This window comes from Paenibacillus sp. p3-SID867 (assembly GCF_025142895.1).
In the GTDB taxonomy this organism is placed as follows: Bacteria; Bacillota; Bacilli; order Paenibacillales; family Paenibacillaceae; genus Paenibacillus_AQ.
In genome coordinates, this window is record NZ_JAMBDM010000004.1 from 282,163 (window position 1) to 297,489 (window position 15,327).

17 protein-coding genes and 1 pseudogene are annotated in these 15,327 nt (G+C 44.1%); 4 read left to right on the forward strand and 14 right to left on the reverse strand.

The features are described from left to right. Positions 1 to 3 precede the first annotated feature (3 nt). The 6 genes from M4D81_RS10380 to M4D81_RS10405 form a co-directional block, all read right to left on the reverse strand. Positions 4 to 2,322: an ABC transporter permease gene (locus M4D81_RS10380; RefSeq protein ID WP_260066088.1), complete on the reverse strand. Its 2,319-nt coding sequence runs from the start codon at positions 2,320 to 2,322 to the stop codon at positions 4 to 6. Then, entirely contained in the window at positions 2,297 to 2,473 is a 177-nt protein-coding gene (locus M4D81_RS10385; RefSeq protein WP_260066089.1) for a hypothetical protein, read from the reverse strand. Before M4D81_RS10385 ends, M4D81_RS10380 begins: the two co-directional genes overlap by 26 nt. Then, a complete protein-coding gene (locus M4D81_RS10390) occupies positions 2,466 to 3,113 on the reverse strand; it encodes a TetR/AcrR family transcriptional regulator (protein WP_071221812.1) in 648 nt (215 codons plus the stop codon). Before M4D81_RS10390 ends, M4D81_RS10385 begins: the two co-directional genes overlap by 8 nt. A gap of 110 nt (positions 3,114 to 3,223) precedes the next feature. Further along, the gene (locus M4D81_RS10395; protein ID WP_071221813.1) at positions 3,224 to 3,778 is read right to left on the reverse strand and encodes a GNAT family N-acetyltransferase; all 555 of its coding nucleotides are present in this window, start codon (positions 3,776 to 3,778) and stop codon (positions 3,224 to 3,226) included. Further along, a complete protein-coding gene (locus M4D81_RS10400; RefSeq protein ID WP_260066090.1) occupies positions 3,775 to 4,884 on the reverse strand; it encodes a sensor histidine kinase in 1,110 nt (369 codons plus the stop codon). Before M4D81_RS10400 ends, M4D81_RS10395 begins: the two co-directional genes overlap by 4 nt. Beyond that, positions 4,875 to 5,594: a response regulator transcription factor gene (locus M4D81_RS10405; RefSeq protein WP_260066092.1), complete on the reverse strand. Its 720-nt coding sequence runs from the start codon at positions 5,592 to 5,594 to the stop codon at positions 4,875 to 4,877. Before M4D81_RS10405 ends, M4D81_RS10400 begins: the two co-directional genes overlap by 10 nt. A 180-nt stretch (positions 5,595 to 5,774) precedes the next feature. On the opposite strand from M4D81_RS10405, the pseudogene M4D81_RS10410 reads away from it, so the two are divergent. The 3 genes and pseudogenes from M4D81_RS10410 to M4D81_RS10420 form a co-directional block, all read left to right on the forward strand. Further along, positions 5,775 to 6,503 (forward strand): annotated as a pseudogene (locus M4D81_RS10410) (ABC transporter ATP-binding protein); the annotation flags it as partial. Further along, positions 6,499 to 7,197: an ABC transporter permease gene (locus tag M4D81_RS10415; protein WP_260066094.1), complete on the forward strand. Its 699-nt coding sequence runs from the start codon at positions 6,499 to 6,501 to the stop codon at positions 7,195 to 7,197. The pseudogene M4D81_RS10410 and the gene M4D81_RS10415, both read left to right, overlap by 5 nt. Positions 7,198 to 7,230: 33 nt before the next feature. Beyond that, positions 7,231 to 8,100: a DUF4097 domain-containing protein gene (locus M4D81_RS10420; RefSeq protein WP_260066096.1), complete on the forward strand. Its 870-nt coding sequence runs from the start codon at positions 7,231 to 7,233 to the stop codon at positions 8,098 to 8,100. A 123-nt stretch (positions 8,101 to 8,223) separates the two neighbouring features. Here the strand turns inward: M4D81_RS10420 and M4D81_RS10425 are convergent, their stop codons facing one another. The 3 genes from M4D81_RS10425 to M4D81_RS10435 form a co-directional block, all read right to left on the reverse strand. After that, positions 8,224 to 9,012, reverse strand: coding sequence for a hypothetical protein (locus M4D81_RS10425; protein ID WP_260066098.1), 789 nt, complete (start codon positions 9,010 to 9,012; stop codon positions 8,224 to 8,226). Between the two features lie 219 nt (positions 9,013 to 9,231). Further along, a complete protein-coding gene (locus M4D81_RS10430) occupies positions 9,232 to 10,005 on the reverse strand; it encodes an SDR family NAD(P)-dependent oxidoreductase (RefSeq protein ID WP_260066100.1) in 774 nt (257 codons plus the stop codon). 54 nt (positions 10,006 to 10,059) lie between these two features. Beyond that, positions 10,060 to 10,797, reverse strand: a complete 738-nt coding sequence (locus M4D81_RS10435; RefSeq protein ID WP_260066101.1) for an SDR family NAD(P)-dependent oxidoreductase — start codon at positions 10,795 to 10,797, stop codon at positions 10,060 to 10,062. Positions 10,798 to 10,992: 195 nt separating this feature from the next. Here M4D81_RS10435 and M4D81_RS10440 point away from each other — a divergent pair, with 195 nt between their 5' ends. Then, positions 10,993 to 11,595: a TetR/AcrR family transcriptional regulator gene (locus M4D81_RS10440; protein WP_260066102.1), complete on the forward strand. Its 603-nt coding sequence runs from the start codon at positions 10,993 to 10,995 to the stop codon at positions 11,593 to 11,595. A 153-nt stretch (positions 11,596 to 11,748) separates the two neighbouring features. Here M4D81_RS10440 and M4D81_RS10445 read toward each other — a convergent pair whose 3' ends face one another. The 5 genes from M4D81_RS10445 to M4D81_RS10465 all read right to left on the reverse strand — a co-directional run bounded on the left by M4D81_RS10445 (position 11,749) and on the right by M4D81_RS10465 (position 15,177). Then, the gene (locus M4D81_RS10445) at positions 11,749 to 12,204 is read right to left on the reverse strand and encodes a hypothetical protein (protein ID WP_260066104.1); all 456 of its coding nucleotides are present in this window, start codon (positions 12,202 to 12,204) and stop codon (positions 11,749 to 11,751) included. Positions 12,205 to 12,482: 278 nt separating this feature from the next. After that, positions 12,483 to 13,022 (reverse strand): DinB family protein, encoded by a 540-nt coding sequence (locus M4D81_RS10450; protein ID WP_260066106.1) that lies wholly within the window; start codon positions 13,020 to 13,022, stop codon positions 12,483 to 12,485. Between the two features lie 45 nt (positions 13,023 to 13,067). Then, the gene (locus tag M4D81_RS10455; RefSeq protein ID WP_260066108.1) at positions 13,068 to 13,760 is read right to left on the reverse strand and encodes a DinB family protein; all 693 of its coding nucleotides are present in this window, start codon (positions 13,758 to 13,760) and stop codon (positions 13,068 to 13,070) included. A gap of 14 nt (positions 13,761 to 13,774) precedes the next feature. Then, positions 13,775 to 14,323 (reverse strand): HAD-IIIA family hydrolase, encoded by a 549-nt coding sequence (locus M4D81_RS10460; protein ID WP_260066110.1) that lies wholly within the window; start codon positions 14,321 to 14,323, stop codon positions 13,775 to 13,777. A gap of 248 nt (positions 14,324 to 14,571) precedes the next feature. Continuing rightward, positions 14,572 to 15,177, reverse strand: a complete 606-nt coding sequence (locus tag M4D81_RS10465) for a C39 family peptidase (protein WP_311200640.1) — start codon at positions 15,175 to 15,177, stop codon at positions 14,572 to 14,574. Positions 15,178 to 15,327: the final 150 nt, after the last annotated feature.

Below are 15,327 nucleotides of genomic sequence, written 5' to 3' on the forward strand. Positions count from 1 at the left end.
TGCCTACTCCTTTATATTTTCGGATATTTTGATACGTCCTGCGCCCGAAGTGCCGATCATGGTTGCGATAAGTACCGCGGTTATCATCATAAGCGGGCTGTACAGATACGCCGAAAGCGGATTGACCACAAAATGAAACGCTGACGCTCCAAACGAAGAGATAACCGCACCCGCAAGCCTTTCTCCGAGCGTGTTCGCCAGAAGCGTTCCAAGAACAATGCCGACCATCAGAACAAATACCGAACGCGAAGCATATTGCACCTTTATGTCCGAGTTCGTGAAACCGAGGGCTTTCATAACGGCAATGGAATATCTGTCCTTCGCAACAAGCATTTTTATAAACATCAGGGTAATCAGTACCGATATCATCAGCGCAACAGCAATTGCAGCGTCCGAGGCCCTCTTGACAGCATTTATCGTTGAGCCGAATGTCTGTGTAATAAATTCATCAATATCTGAAATCTTGGCAAAATCAAACCTGTCCGCGTAGTCTGAAATCTTAGCGCCGATAAGAGATAGATCCGAAAGTTCTGCACAGATGATGCTCCACATCATATCCGCCGAATTGTCGGAGAATACCGCCTTTGCGGTTTTGCCGCCATTGGTAATGTCGGAATATATCCCGCTCACCGTCAGTTCCTTCTCCTGTCCCTCTATTACCAGTGTAATGACATCGCCGACTTTCTTGCCCAGCTCATCGGCATTTATAGCCGACAGTGCAATTTCATCCTCTGCAGCGGGTGCTCTGCCAATGGAATAAGCAATCGGGAATATGGAATGGTCGCCGAGTTCGATTTTTATGTTTTCCTCAGAACCGTCTTCTGTTTTGATGTTAAATGCTTTTGTTGTAAGGACGGCAACCTTGGATATGGCGGGGTCGCTGCTCATCTCATTTTGCAGTTCAGCCGTTTTTTCTGAAATGTTATCGGTCTGCTGTATGTCAGCACGTAGATCATAGTTTCCGATCCCCATATATTGGGTGAAGCTTGTAGAGGAGATGGTGTTGTACAAATTCTGTGGAACCATCATGATAAATGCTGAAATCACCAGTACCGTTAGGCTTGTAGCATAAAGCTTTTTCCTTGCGAGAACGTCTTTGATACCAAGGAAAACATTCGTATTCAACAGCCTGTTTCCACTTAGACTATAACGGTTGGCGCCTGGGCTTTTGTCCTGCGAAGTACCAAAGCGTATAGCCTCTGCAGCGGATATGTTCCGAAAACGTTTCAACACTGTGTTTACATAGGCGATGATGGCAAGGAATACAAGCAGTATGCCGGTAATTCCCAACAACAAAGCATAAGAGGAATTTTCACTTTCTCCCATATACAGCCGTATATTTTCAAGAAGCATGCCTTTGAACATAAACGACAGTGCAAAACCGAGCATACAACCCGCCGCCGCAATCGCTGCGTATTTCGCGAGATACATCTTCTTTATGTCGGAAACACGCAGCCCAATTGCCTTCATCACGCCTATCTCGCGGTAGTCGTCTTCGATTTTCGCCAGGAGCGTAAATCGTATGCACATCAATGCAATGGCCACGACAAGCGCGCTCACAAGAAGTATAACCGCGATCATCAATCCATCGGAAAGTGCGTTCATCATTTTGAAAAGCTTGTATGTAACGGTTGGTCCGTTTGCTTCAAGGCCTGCGGAGGCATAAGCCGTTTCAAATGAACCGATCTCGGATAGATCCTTTAATCTAAACTCAATCAGATGCTCCGTGCTGCCAAGGCTCTTAATTTCCGCATAATCATGTTTATGTACAAGAAATCTTTTGGAGGAGGAGAGCGTAGAGTTCATCTGTGAATCCCGGAGGAATCCTGCAACGATAAACTCCTTCCCGCTAATAACCGCCAGATCACCGACCTTGGTTGTGCCATCCCTCATATAGCTTACCGGAACATACAACTCGCCGATGGCGGGTTTAATGATGTTACCGTCGAGATCAAGCAGATAATCGAATTTTTGGCTCTGCATGCTAAATCCGTTATCCTGGACACTATTCGCAAGCGAATGCTCGCCTAATCGTATCCGCGCACCATCCATATTGAGAAATTCAATTACTTGAACGTCATCCACATTGTGATGCTGCTCCGCAAAAGCAAAAAGCCGCGCGGAATCTATTTCACCGGAATGCATCTGCATAAAATGCGGTGTTTTGGCTTGTGTCATCAAAGTGTTCAGCGCTCCCGAGAGATTGACGACGAGGATCGCCGCAAGCGAAACAAGCATAGCCGCAGCAGCGACAAATATCATGGTCGTTAGCGTAATGGCCTTGTTTTTTAAAAGATCATTGCGGATTATTCTGGAGTACATAAGACACCTCTGCTTTCACGCATTTTAACCGCCTTAACTTATACAGAATGACCGAAGTCCCACATAACAGTATCCCGGCGATAATATAGAGAAATGCCATCCCTCTGCCGAGGCCCGCCGATGAAATTCCCCACACTATCCGTTTATTCATGGCTGCTTTCGTCTCCTCCACCAAACATCTGTATGACGTCCATAAGACTCCCGCTTGCTGCACCGAGCAGCCTTTCTACGTTGCAAACAAAGGCCAGCATTCGTGAACCGCGCTCCTCATTCGTCAAGGTAATCATATCGTCATCAAAAACGGTATTCGCATAGATTACAACCATTTCCATGCATTCATACGGAAACGGCGTGCTGAACATTCCCTGCTCAATGCCTTCGCGGATGATTCCCGTCAGGATCGGCGGAAGGCCGTTGATGATGACCTTTTGTATTTTTTGATGCATGAGCGCATTCTGCGGTTTGTGAATATGCTCCATAATTTCCTTGCTGCTTCCGCCGCTTAAGTTCAGAGCCATCACAACGCGGATTATGCGTTCGACTACGGGTATGCTCTTTTCCTCGGCAATTTCCTGTGCCCCATCCAAAAGGTGGACCGCATACCGATCAATCAGCGCATCCATGATGTCCTCTTTCGACTTGAAGTGATGATACAAGGTTCCCCGCGCAATCCCGACCTTTTCGAGAATATCGTTTGTACTTGTACCGTCAAAGCCCTTCTGAGCAAAAAGCTCATCCGCTGCATCAAGGATTTCGTTCCTTCGTTCTTCCGCTTTTTTTACAACTCTCATCGTTACACCTCCTCACCACCGACCGACTGACTGTCGGTTATAGAATAACAGGTTTCCTGTTATTGTCAAGATGTTGTTAAGTGAATCTAGGTGGGGGGAGGCGTGCCCCCTCACCTATTCTCTGAAATATATTCATCCCTTAAAAGGCCATAATACACAAGGTCTTCGTATTGATCCCATTTTCGAACATGCTGTCTTAATCGCCCTTCATATTTCATTCCTAACTTTTCCATGACTTTACCCGATGCAGGATTTTTCCCCAGATAACGGGCAAATATACGGTGTAATTTCATTTCGTTAAACGCATACCGTACGATTCCTTTTGCCGCTTCCGTACAATATCCATTGTTCTTATACGGTCTCCCAATCCAATATGCAAGTTCACCATGATCAAACTTCCGAGTACATCCAATACATATTGCGCCTATTACATATTGTTCTTCTTTATGTACGATAGCTAGTTCCAGTGATCGGTCTTCATTAAAGTTATGGGCATGTGTTTCGATCCATTGTTCTGCCATCCCATCCTCATACGGATGCGGGATATATAATGTGGTTTCCGCAATATAGGGATCCCCTGCTAATTGTTGAACGACTTTGGCATCATCTACATGGAATGGCCGTAATGTTAATCTTTCTAATTGAATTGTCGGCAGTTTCTTCACGTATGGCTCCCCCTTTGTTTCGGCAATCGAATCGTGAACGTTGTTCCTTGTGAAGGCTCACTCTTTACATGAATGGTGCCGTTATGGGCCTGAACAAGCTTATAGACAATGGCCATTCCGAGTCCCGTGCCCTCGGAGGAAGAATCCGTGGTGGTGCCCCGGTAATATTGCTGGAATAGATGCTCCACCATATGAGCCGGCATGCCTACGCCATTATCCATGATGCGGATTGCGGCGTGCTCTCCTGTGTCCGCAATCTGTACATATATATCCGTATGTTCAGGATTGTGGAGGATGGCGTTCATCATCATATTTTGCAGGATCCGCTGCATGAATTTCGAATCAAAATCAACATAAAAGGCAGGCGGATCCGCTTGAAAATGCATGTGATAGCTGCTCGCTTGCGGATTATTGCTAATATCGGCAACCACTCTTTTTGTAAATTCGACGATGTCTTGATTCGTCTTCTGTAATGGGAAAGTGCCGTCGGCACGATTGAGCTGTGTGACAAGGCTTAAATCTTGAATCAATTCCTCCATGTGCTTTCCTTTGTCGTCCATTTCCCGGATGAACGAAATCACTTCTTCCTTGGACCACTCGTACTGCTCATTCAATAAAAGCGCAGAGTAGCCTTTGATATAGGTTAAAGGTGTTTTCAAATCATGGGAAATCCCCGCAATCCATTCCTGCTTGGCTTCTTCGATTTGGCTTCTCTCGATTTCGTTCGCTTGCAGGATGACTCTCAAGGATTGAAGATGCTCAAGCACCTCCTGATACAGGCGGAACCGCATGCGAAGCTTCCCTTTTCGGGTATATATTTTGGTCAAATCGGCAGGTTGCTTGTAGTTGTCCTGCGAGAGCCGATGAATCCAGGCCATGATAAATCCGATCGGGCCGCCAAAATACCATCCGAACAACGCAATGCACAGCAGCGTACTAGCCCCGAATAACCCTCCTACAAAAAGACCTTCATTATCCATGCTGATATCGATACCAAGCAAGGGAAAAAGGCCTTCAAGCATAATCACGAGGAGGATACCCGTCCCAAGCATCCATAGGATAATCCCTAATGCCAAATGAATCGTAAATCGAGTTTTTATTCGCATGACAGCGCCTCAGTCGGGGGGATGAATTTATACCCGATTCCCCGCAAATTCACGATGATTTTGGGTTTTCGGGTATCATCGCCGAGTTTTTTTCGCAGCTTGGAGATATGGATCGTGACCGTTTTTTCTTCCCCGTACACATCATTCCCCCATACCAATTCGTACAGCTGAGCCGTTGTGAAGATATGATTCGGATGTTTACAAAAGAACTGCAGCAGTTCAAGCTCCTTTGCCGTGCAATCTATAGGTTGCCCCTTCACGGTTAACGTTGCCGATTCCGGATGAAAAGAGAAGTACCCGTAATCGTACGCCGAGTTTTGTTGATGTGCATTCTCCATAATCCTTTGCCGGCGAAGGATCGCCTTGATTCGGGCAATGACCTCCATCGGATTAAACGGCTTGGTAATATAATCGTCTCCGCCGATCCCTAAACCCGTTAATTTGTCGAAGTCAGTGGAACGCGCGCTAATAAAAATAATCGGTGCATTCGTATGTTTCCGGATCTCCGTACAGAGCTCAAATCCGCTTAGATCCGGGAGCATAATATCGAGCAAAATCATATCATATGCCTTTTCTTTGATGCGCTGCAGCGCGCCTTTGCCCGATAATGCCGTGTCAATATGCGTAAAGTTCTCTTTGCGAAGCGTGATCTCCAATAACTTCAAAATACCCATTTCATCATCAACAGCTAGTATGGTTGCAGATTCCATTACGATTTTCCCCTCACTTCAAACTTTATCCAATGTATTCACTTTTCTATCTTACTCTATTTAAAAGGTTACGAGATTACTCTATGTAAAATGTTACGAGTTTTTTCCACAGCGTTTACTTTATTTTTACTTTCATTCCCTAAGCTTAGTGTAGCACATCATTAAGGGAGGAAATTAGAAGTGGAAGTCGCCATTCAAATCAATAAAGTAAGCAAGGCATTTAAAGGCACGGAAACCATTTCAAACGTCAATATGAGTATCCGCAGAGGAGAAATTTACGGATTTTTAGGACCGAATGGAGCCGGTAAAACAACCATTATGAAAATGATCTTAAATCTGGTCAAACCGTCTTCCGGTGATATCCAAGTATTCGATCAGTTGGTGCTGCCTACGTCGGTTCAATACTTAAAAAGAATCGGCAGTATCATTGAATATCCCGTGTTTTACGACCGGCTGACAGCGAAGGAAAATTTGGAGTTTCATTGCAGATACATGGACTATCGCGATAAGACTGCGATCAAGGAAGCGCTTGAGATCGTTGGTCTTCACGGTGTGGGGAAGAAAAAAATTCATGAATTCTCTTTAGGCATGAAGCAGCGGTTAGGGATTGCGCGCGCGATTGTTACGAAACCGGACATTCTCATTCTGGATGAACCGATCAATGGACTTGACCCGATCGGGATTAAGGAAATGCGGGAGCTTTTCTTGCATTTAAAGGAGAGATACGGAACGACCATTTTAATTTCGAGTCATATCGTATCCGAAATCGAATCGGTCGCCGATACGATTGGCATTATTCATCAGGGGAAATTATTAAATGAAGTCAAGATGGAAGACATTCGAAGAGGACATGCAGGATCGTTGGAAGAGTATTTCATCCATCTCGTTCATGGAGGCAAACGCTATGCTTAAACTTATACAGCTGGAATGGCAGAAAAATAACCTGTCCGGTTATTTCAAAGGTTTAGCCGTTTGTATTGTGGCGATTTTCTCCGCCGTTACGTTGATGGCGTTAGGTTCTCAGAGTGAGAACGAACCGATGAGTTACACTGATTTCATGTCGTTATCGGATATCCTGGTTCGAGTCACCTATATCATTTTCTCAAGCGTTATTTTGTCCCGTTTAGTGATTGACGAATACAAGAGCAGCATGATCCAAGTATTGTTCACCTACCCGTTGCAGCGAAAAAAAATCATTCAAGCCAAATTAACAATTGTGTTTGGGTTCTGTTTTTTCAGTATTATCATAACGACGTTCATGGTTAATCTGTTAACGTACCTCTTGAATCCGATGATCGGTTTATTTGACGCTTCTATTGCCGTTGATGCCATGATGGCCGCCGTTCCGGCAACAGCGCTGAACGCCTTTATGATGGCCGGCATCAGCTTGATTCCTTTATCGTTTGGCATGAGAAAAAAATCGGTGCCTTCCACGATTACTTCGGCAGTCATTATTGGTTTCTTGATTAACGCAACGGTGTCCGACGGAGGAAGCTCAGCCAGCTTGTTCCAATTCATCGCCATCCCGATTGTTCTCTGCCTGCTTGGCCTGATTCTCGGCTATCTTGCTTTTTACAAAGTAGATCGAACCGATGTAGCCTAAAAATTTCACTGTACAAGAATGGAGGACTTGAGCTTGAGAAAAATCCTAGCCACTTCGCTTGTTTTGCTTACCGTTGGCGGGTTCGTTATGGGCTGCCAAGGCGTAGGGAATTCAACAAGTTACAACCATGAATCTTCCTATGAGGCTAGCCGCATCGAAGAAATTGAAATCAATAACGAATCTTGGGATATTGAATTCAGACGTTCAGATTCCCCAAACATCACCATCGCTTGTGATGGCAAGCGTCAGGACAACAAGAGCGACCCTGTAACGATTGACCAGGAAGGGAAGAAAATTGTCGTTACCCAGAAAGATCAGGGTGGTGCTATGGCTGGGTTCACTTTTGGCAAAAAAGGGACGATCTATATCTCTGTTCCCGAACATGAAGTCGATACGATTACATTGAATAATGATGCGGGTGACATCAAGATGAAGGATGTATCGGCCCAAAACATCGTTTTCTCCAACCATTCGGGCTCTGAAACCATCGAAGGACTTTCAGCTGACACAGGTGTGTTTACATCCAAAGACGGAGAGCTCAAATTGAAAAACAGCTCGCTAAACGAATTAACCGTAACTTCCGGCAGCGGTGGCAGTTATTTAAACGGTGTGACCAGCCCCGAGATGAACATCACCTCAACAGCTGGGGAAGTCACCGTCAAAGAGATCGATGAAGGTAAACGACTGTGCGTAGAAACAGAATCCGGAGATATCACCGTATCTTATATAACGCCCCCTACTTCGTTAAACCTTGCCGCAAGCAGCAATTCATCGGATATAAGCATAGGCCTAAATGGCTTTAAGGAATCCCAGCGCACGGAAAATGCAGTGGAGGGCACGATTGGGGATGCATCCCATACATTGGAGCTTATCAGCCGTTCCGGAATCATAGTTGTAAAATAGTTCAGTCCAAACGGCCAGCAGTATCATTTTGTCGTCAACCCCTAAGAGCTGAGAACTCCTTAGGGTCGACGACAATAGTGGATTAGGATGGCCTTAGCACCAATAACAATACTAAATGGCATGTCATTGACTGGGTAGCTTGTTCTCTGCAGCTTGAAGTAGACTACGAATATTCCTCTCCCATTCCAATGTTTTCACCTGTAAAGCATGAATTTGGTTCGTGCTATCAACGATCCGTTTCAGATATGCTGCAGCGTCCACAGCGTCTCCCTGCTTGACAGCTGCTTTATAACGATTATTTACTTCATTAATATTTTTATTGAAATCCGTTATTTTTTTGTTCTCGGCTGAGATTTGTTTTTTTAATGTTTGCACCGGTAATAACGCATCTTTAACGATTTTAGCTTTTGCGGCAGCCTGCTTCTTCGCAGCGGTAAAAACATCCTTTTTCAATTTGATCTCCTGTCGCGCCACATTCGCAGCACCCTTTATGCGATTTCGCTTAAGATCATACAGAAGAACAGATTTTCGATCTTTTCGCTTCCTCGCCTCTGTCAATTTCTTGCCGAGATCCGTATATTCCGCAAGCAAGGGAGCATATTTATTCTGAGACTGGTCTGCTTCTGCCTTTAACTTATCGAGTTTTACCTTATCAATAAGCTTTATTTTCGCATTAATTTCCTTAAGCTTCTCATTGTTTTGCTTGCGCAGCGCCTGTATTGACTGCTTATCCTGTTTATTGGCCAACTCCAGTGAGGTAAGGCTGTCATGCAATTGATCGATACTAGTTAACGCAGCATCCCATTCCGTATTTGAAGCCTCTGCGTATGCTGGACTAGCCACAAGCAGGAAACAAATGACTAGAACGGCTAAAGCATTTATATGCCGTTTCGTTCTTCTTTGTTTCAGCAATACAATCATCTCCCTTATCCAAATTATCCTCAAAGAATGCAAAAAGCACCCCACAAGAAAGGCCTTAGAGCCTGTCCTGCGAGGTGCTTCTCCCGCACTTCTTCCGATTTGATAATAGTATAAATTCAATCTTTTTATATGTCAATCATTTTCTAGAACATTTGTTCTCATCTTGTATAACACCGGACTAAGAACCTGAAAAGAAATCTTTTCATAACCTTACTGGTTGATTTGACCGCCATCCACGGTATATATGGATTGCGTTACATAAGAGGCATCGTCGGACAGCAGGAAAACGGCTACATTGGCTACCTCTTCCGCTTCCCCGTATCTTCCCAGCGGAACGGCAGCGCCGAATGCTTTTCTTGCACCTTCTGCATCCTCAGGAATGGTATTTTTCTCAATTTGGCGCATCATGCGGGTATTGATCACCCCAGGTGCTACGGCATTCACTCTGACGCCGAACGGAGCAGCTTCCAATGCTACCACCTTCGTCATGCCGATCACGGCATGCTTGGAGCTATTGTACCCAACGAATCCGGGCGAACCGATGAGACCTGCACCGGAAGAGGTATTCACGATGCTGCCATACCCTTGGCTTTTCATCACCGGAACAACGTATTTCAATCCAAGGAAGGCACCCTTCACGTTGACATTGAAGACCATTTCAAAGGTTTCGGTCGGATAATCCTCTACATTGGCCGTGATTCCTTCGATCCCCGCATTATTGAAAAAACCGTCGATTTTACCGAACTTCTCGACCGTTGCATCCACATACGCTTTGACTTCCTCTTCTTTGGCGACATTGGCCTGCAGCGCAATCGCTCTGGAATCGTCCAGACCCAAATCGGAGATTACTTTTTTAACGGCTTCCAGATTCAAATCGACCAGGGCAAGATTGGCACCCTGTTCCGCCAGCTTTCTCGCGGCTGCCGTTCCGATCCCGCCTGCTGCGCCAGTAATCACAATCACTTTTCCATCAAATTTGCTCATGGTGTATACCTCCTAGTAAGATGTCATGATTCTCTCTACGTCTAAGCTCACCCATTATTGGGCTGTATATCCACCGTCAACCGTCAAGGTATTCCCCGTCATAAACGAAGAGTCGTCCGAAGCCATAAACAGAACAGCCTTTGCCATTTCTTCAGCTTGTCCCAGACGCTTCATCGGAGTGGCCGCTGCCAACGCTTGCTTGCTCTCCTCCGGAATGATCGGCGTGTCGATAAAGCCCGGGCATAGTGCGTTGATCCGGATATTGTGCTCGGCATACTCCAGTGCCAGGGAACGCGTCAAGTTAATGACCCCGCCTTTAGCTGCATTATAGGCTGCGGAACCAGGCGAGCCGACCCAGCCGTACATGGATGCGGTATTGACGATCGTGCCTCCGCCAGCTTTTAACATTTCACGGATAGCTTCGCGTGCCACCAGGAATACGCCGTCCAAGTCCACGTTTACGGTGTTGCGCCACTCGGAGTACTCTAGATCATGCGAAGAATGAACGCGCCCGATACCTGCGTTGTTAAATACAACATCGACTTTACCGAAGGCGTCAATCGCTTGTTTGAAGATGCCCGCTACTTCTTCCTCACTTGTTATATTCGCTTTGACGAACAGCGCCTCGTGATGATTCGCTTTCAGTTCGGCCTCAAACGCCTTTCCTTTTTCCTCATTTAAATCAACAAGCACCACCTTAGCTCCCTCTTCAATGAAGAGGCGTGCTGTTGCCGCACCGATGCCGGATGCACCACCGGTAATTACAGCCACTTTGTTTTGTAATTTTCCCATCTTGGATACCCTCGTATAATGGATTAAAATAGTACTATGTTAATTAGAACTAATTTAAGATATTAAATTTAGTACTATTTTTGCTACAATTCAATTGTACTATTCTGTTCACATTTCACAATCATTAACCTGTTATGAAGTGTCGATCTAGTCAACACTTAGAACAAAACTGTCTTTTTGGGGGGCGCTCTTTTCGTGAATCATGAACAAATCGTGACATCGGCGCGAAGAAATCGTACGAAAGAACATCTGAAATCAGCCTTTATTCAACTTGTAAAAGAGAAGGGATATTATGCCGTGACGGTGAAAGACATCGTGGATAAGGCTTCTTATAATCGCAGCACCTTTTATGTCCATTACCAGGATAAAATCGAGTTAGCCGAGGATTTGCTGGCTTCCATGCTACGTGGCCTAGAAGAATCGGTGGGCAAGCCTTACATCCCGGGGCACAAAGTATACACGGCAAACCTCAGTGCACCCTCCTTCAATATCGTTGCCTACATTTATGAGCATCGTGATTTTTTTGAGTTGATTAAATACGAGGATACCTTGCCGGGACTGCACACGGAATTCCCACAAACGATCGTAAAAATCTACAAGGAACGATTTATATTCGAAACGATTAACCATACTCCGGTTAACATGGATTACTTTAAAAGGTACACGGCCTACGGCTTCCACGGACTGATTCTAAACTGGATCCGAAACGATTTCAGGGAATCCCAAGAGGATTTTATTAAAGAGGTCATTGATTTAACGAAGACGCATATATACTCGGTGGAGTATGTGAGGGAGTAAGGCGTACGGAATATAAATAGGCTGCCCTAGAGGGTAGCCTACTTGATTACGGTGATAGGGTTATATTTGCCTTGAGACCTTGTCAGGATATTCTCCATTTCTTGGCTTTTAACTAAGAACTTTATTACTCCGAAGAAGCGGAAGTGATAATAACTAACTTGGGATGTATCTCCCTTTATTTTTGATCCATTCATAAAGATTGTCAAAAATCTCCTCTGTATCCCCCTTTATCTGATATTGTTTATTATTACAAATAATGATTCCTGACTCCGTGATATCAAACGAGTAGTTATCTACAGTCCCATCCCTATCCCGATAAAAGATAATCATCATAATCACTCTATCGGAGCTTCCTTTATAACTTTTAAATTCTCGGCTATACGATTCAGCATCTAGTATGTCAATCAACTCACTAGAATTGGTTTTCTCATCAAATTGAATTGAATAATGATTAAATGTACCGTATGAAGCAATTAAAAAATCCATCTTTTCAATCTGGTTTGTATGTCTCATAACATCTCGAATCTTTAGCGGGTTAGCATAATACCAAATTAGTCCTAAAACAATTAAAACAACAATAATAACTATTAACAAGTGCAATTTCTTCATTACACGTGTCCTCCGCATAGGGCGCCGCCTTTGTTAATTCAATTCGTAAACCAGGTTTATTCATCAAAGCTTTTTAAGATGCTAACGCCAGATATAACGCATACGAAGAACAGTAACCCTAATCTTAACCAATTCATCCAAAGCCAGAAGTCTCCGCCATTCACAATGTCTGGGCTCAAGCCGTATTCATCCACAAAAATACCCATATTCCAAAATAACTTTAACGAAATAAGCAGCGATAGCAAACTCAAGGAAAATACGAGGATGATCGTATTCTTTTATTCATGATCCATGTCTCTCCTTTGCTCAGCGTACCACTTTCTAAGTTGATTAATATGGGCTTGGTGATAACGGTTATGGTCGGCCATATGCCATAATCCCCAGCGTATGGTGGCTTGCTTTTCATTTTCGTGACCAAATGTGACAATGTTATCCAGATCAGCATCCGTTAATTGCGTGCATGTTTCTTTCAACATAGTTAATACGACTTCATATTTAGATATAAGCGTATCCAGAGCCATCCCTGTAACCATCGGCAGCCTGTTATGTTCATCGATCATCGGGCCGTATTCGTCTGTTAATGACTGGGGAAGCGCCTCCCCTTTAATCCTATAAACCCAGTTCAGGTCGACGTACATGATATGTTTTATTAATTGTGCGGCACTATTGAATTTGTTACCAGGGCCTTTGTAGTCTATCTCCTCTTGAGACATGCCCTCTGATATGGATTTTAGCCTTTGGCTGTTCTCTTTGACAGCGCCATATAACATTCCCACGATCGTTGACATATTCTCTTCGCCCTGCAAATCGTAAAACATCCCAGCACAACCTCTCTTGTAAAAATAAATAGCATCTTAGCCTCACTATTTGGACTTTTGAATCTTTTGTTTCAGTCGTATCGATTTATTCAAGTGCAGAAAAATATGCCTTGTCGCCGGCATGAGCACTAATCCCGCAATCGTTTTGTTTCCCCAGTATTCAAGCAACCACGATGCTTCTTCCTTAACCGCATGCTGCACTTTAAGTTGTTGGATTCTTGCCGTTTCAACTTTTTGCTTAAAGTCGCCTGGCAATAAACGGGATATGACTTCACGAGTGTTCCGCCCAACTTCAATCCGATAAGCTAATAATGAATCAACATCAAGAGTCGCACTCAAATTAGCGATTTCTGCTTCCGTCATTTCATTTCCGGAATGAACATCATCAATGTGAAATTTCTTGTTCCACTGGCCTGAATGCAATACTTGGACATCGTTATTTACGAGTACGCTCATCGTCATGTCTTCAATACGCGTCATATGCCACATATGCCATATTATCGAATTCTTTGTATCAGGAGCCGTAACTGGATATTGACGGAATGTTTCCTCTTGCAGATCTTTAACTAATTCATCCTCAAGGGTCGCAATGGGGGAATGGCTCATTCTTGATGAATGTAACAAGCGATGCTGCTGCAAGAATAACTCAACTGCACTCTGATGCTTAGCCGGATCCAGAATGATCTGGGTTAGCTTTTTGTGATTTTCATTCCACTGTTTTCTTTGACTCAAATCCATGGAACCATCCTTTTCTAGCCGCCCCCTAAGATCCATGTCACGGCTTCATTAAAGTCTGTCGCGATAAAATCGGGATACGCTTCTTTCCATTTGCCGAAGTACTCGTTGTTATTGAATTTTTCGAGTTCCTTGGCGCCGGCTCCCGTTTTCACTAACACACTCTTGCAACCGGCTTCTTTGGCAGCAAGCATATCCGTCCATCTATCTCCTACGACAAAGCACTTCCTTAAATCCAGATTATTTTCTTCCGCGGCTTTCAACAGCATTCCAGGGGACGGCTTTCTACATGGACAACCCGCTCCATGCTCATGAGCACAAAGATAGATTTTGTCAAAACCAAAGCCTAATAATTCCGATTCGAATTCGTCCTTTGTTGCTTCGCCCCGAGTTATTCCAGGTTGATTCGTAAATGAACAAATCAGCATGCCTGCAGCTCTGAGTGAATCAATCGATTTCTCCACTTGTGGAAAAAGCTCAAAATCACCGGGCAAAACAACCCGATCGGTTCCTCCAAGCGTTCCGTCTCTGTCAATGAAAACCGCCTTTCTTGAGGGTTCTAGCAATTGGTCAGGCTCCTTTCTTCATTCATTTTTTTGCGGAAATAGGATTATCTCCTACCATTGGCTTTCAAATCCTGTTTAACTACTACTTTAGGCTGGCCCATGTGTTATCTGCCTCGCCTTCATCACATCGAATTTGATAGGCAACCTAAGGGCGCATCCCGCAGCGTAGATACCTTGTTATAGGATGTCTGCGACTTCTTGATGTGCAATTCGCCAACCCTCGCTTCTGTACAAATTGACATCAGATTCTAAACACTTTTGCGTATAACAATATAACTTTTTTTACAAAAAGGGGCCCATGTATTCCATAGTGCCTCAAAGTCACGCTTTCGTATTTTTCGATTATAGCTAGAATCCTCGCAGTTTATGGTGTGTTCCAAAGAATCTGCTACGTACAAGTATTCTTGGTCAAATCCAATCACGGGTACAAAGTGTAAATACCTCTGTTTAGGAAAAACCCTTATAAACGCAATGACCGGGACCCCTTGGCTTACTTGCTTCTTTAACGTTTGCAGATTACCGCGGTAAAAAGACGCATCGTAACCACGCCTTTTAAAAAATATAAGAATACCCTTAGGAGTGACCGTTCCATCGGCTAGCTTTCTGGGATATTGTTTATAAAGCTCGTTACCGGTCTCCTCGATTCCTAAATGTCTCAGAACATATGCGCTTGAATAAGCTGCACATTCATAATGAGGCTGGATATCCATCCGATTTGAAGTTCTAATCAAATAGGATTCTGGAAGCACGCTTGTGTCGATCACATCTTTTCTAGGAATGGTGAAATAATATGACATTAGAATGGCTATAATTATGACTATGATTAGATTTAAAATAAAAATAATAATCACCATCTACTCCCTACTAAACGCATATCTGCGTGTTACTTTGTGTTTATTCACTGACCAATCAAGCTTTTGCATCCTCATGAACTAACGGCCTAATAGCAGGTCTATGCGGGGTTCGGCCTTCATCCAATGAAAAAACTGAGCCCCGATGTTTAT

Bases quoted from the DNA above. Each gene is read 5' to 3' on its own strand.
- M4D81_RS10380 (WP_260066088.1), bottom strand. From the start codon at position 2,322: ATGTACTCCAGAATAATCCGCAATGATCTTTTAAAAAACAAGGCCATT.
- M4D81_RS10385 (WP_260066089.1), bottom strand. From the start codon at position 2,473: ATGAATAAACGGATAGTGTGGGGAATTTCATCGGCGGGCCTCGGCAGA.
- M4D81_RS10390 (WP_071221812.1), bottom strand. From the start codon at position 3,113: ATGAGAGTTGTAAAAAAAGCGGAAGAACGAAGGAACGAAATCCTTGAT.
- M4D81_RS10400 (WP_260066090.1), bottom strand. From the start codon at position 4,884: ATGCGAATAAAAACTCGATTTACGATTCATTTGGCATTAGGGATTATC.
- M4D81_RS10405 (WP_260066092.1), bottom strand. From the start codon at position 5,594: ATGGAATCTGCAACCATACTAGCTGTTGATGATGAAATGGGTATTTTG.
- M4D81_RS10415 (WP_260066094.1), top strand. From the start codon at position 6,499: ATGCTTAAACTTATACAGCTGGAATGGCAGAAAAATAACCTGTCCGGT.
- M4D81_RS10430 (WP_260066100.1), bottom strand. From the start codon at position 10,005: ATGAGCAAATTTGATGGAAAAGTGATTGTGATTACTGGCGCAGCAGGC.
- M4D81_RS10435 (WP_260066101.1), bottom strand. From the start codon at position 10,797: ATGGGAAAATTACAAAACAAAGTGGCTGTAATTACCGGTGGTGCATCC.
- M4D81_RS10445 (WP_260066104.1), bottom strand. From the start codon at position 12,204: ATGAAGAAATTGCACTTGTTAATAGTTATTATTGTTGTTTTAATTGTT.
- M4D81_RS10450 (WP_260066106.1), bottom strand. From the start codon at position 13,022: ATGTTTTACGATTTGCAGGGCGAAGAGAATATGTCAACGATCGTGGGA.
- M4D81_RS10455 (WP_260066108.1), bottom strand. From the start codon at position 13,760: ATGGATTTGAGTCAAAGAAAACAGTGGAATGAAAATCACAAAAAGCTA.
- M4D81_RS10465 (WP_311200640.1), bottom strand. From the start codon at position 15,177: ATGGTGATTATTATTTTTATTTTAAATCTAATCATAGTCATAATTATA.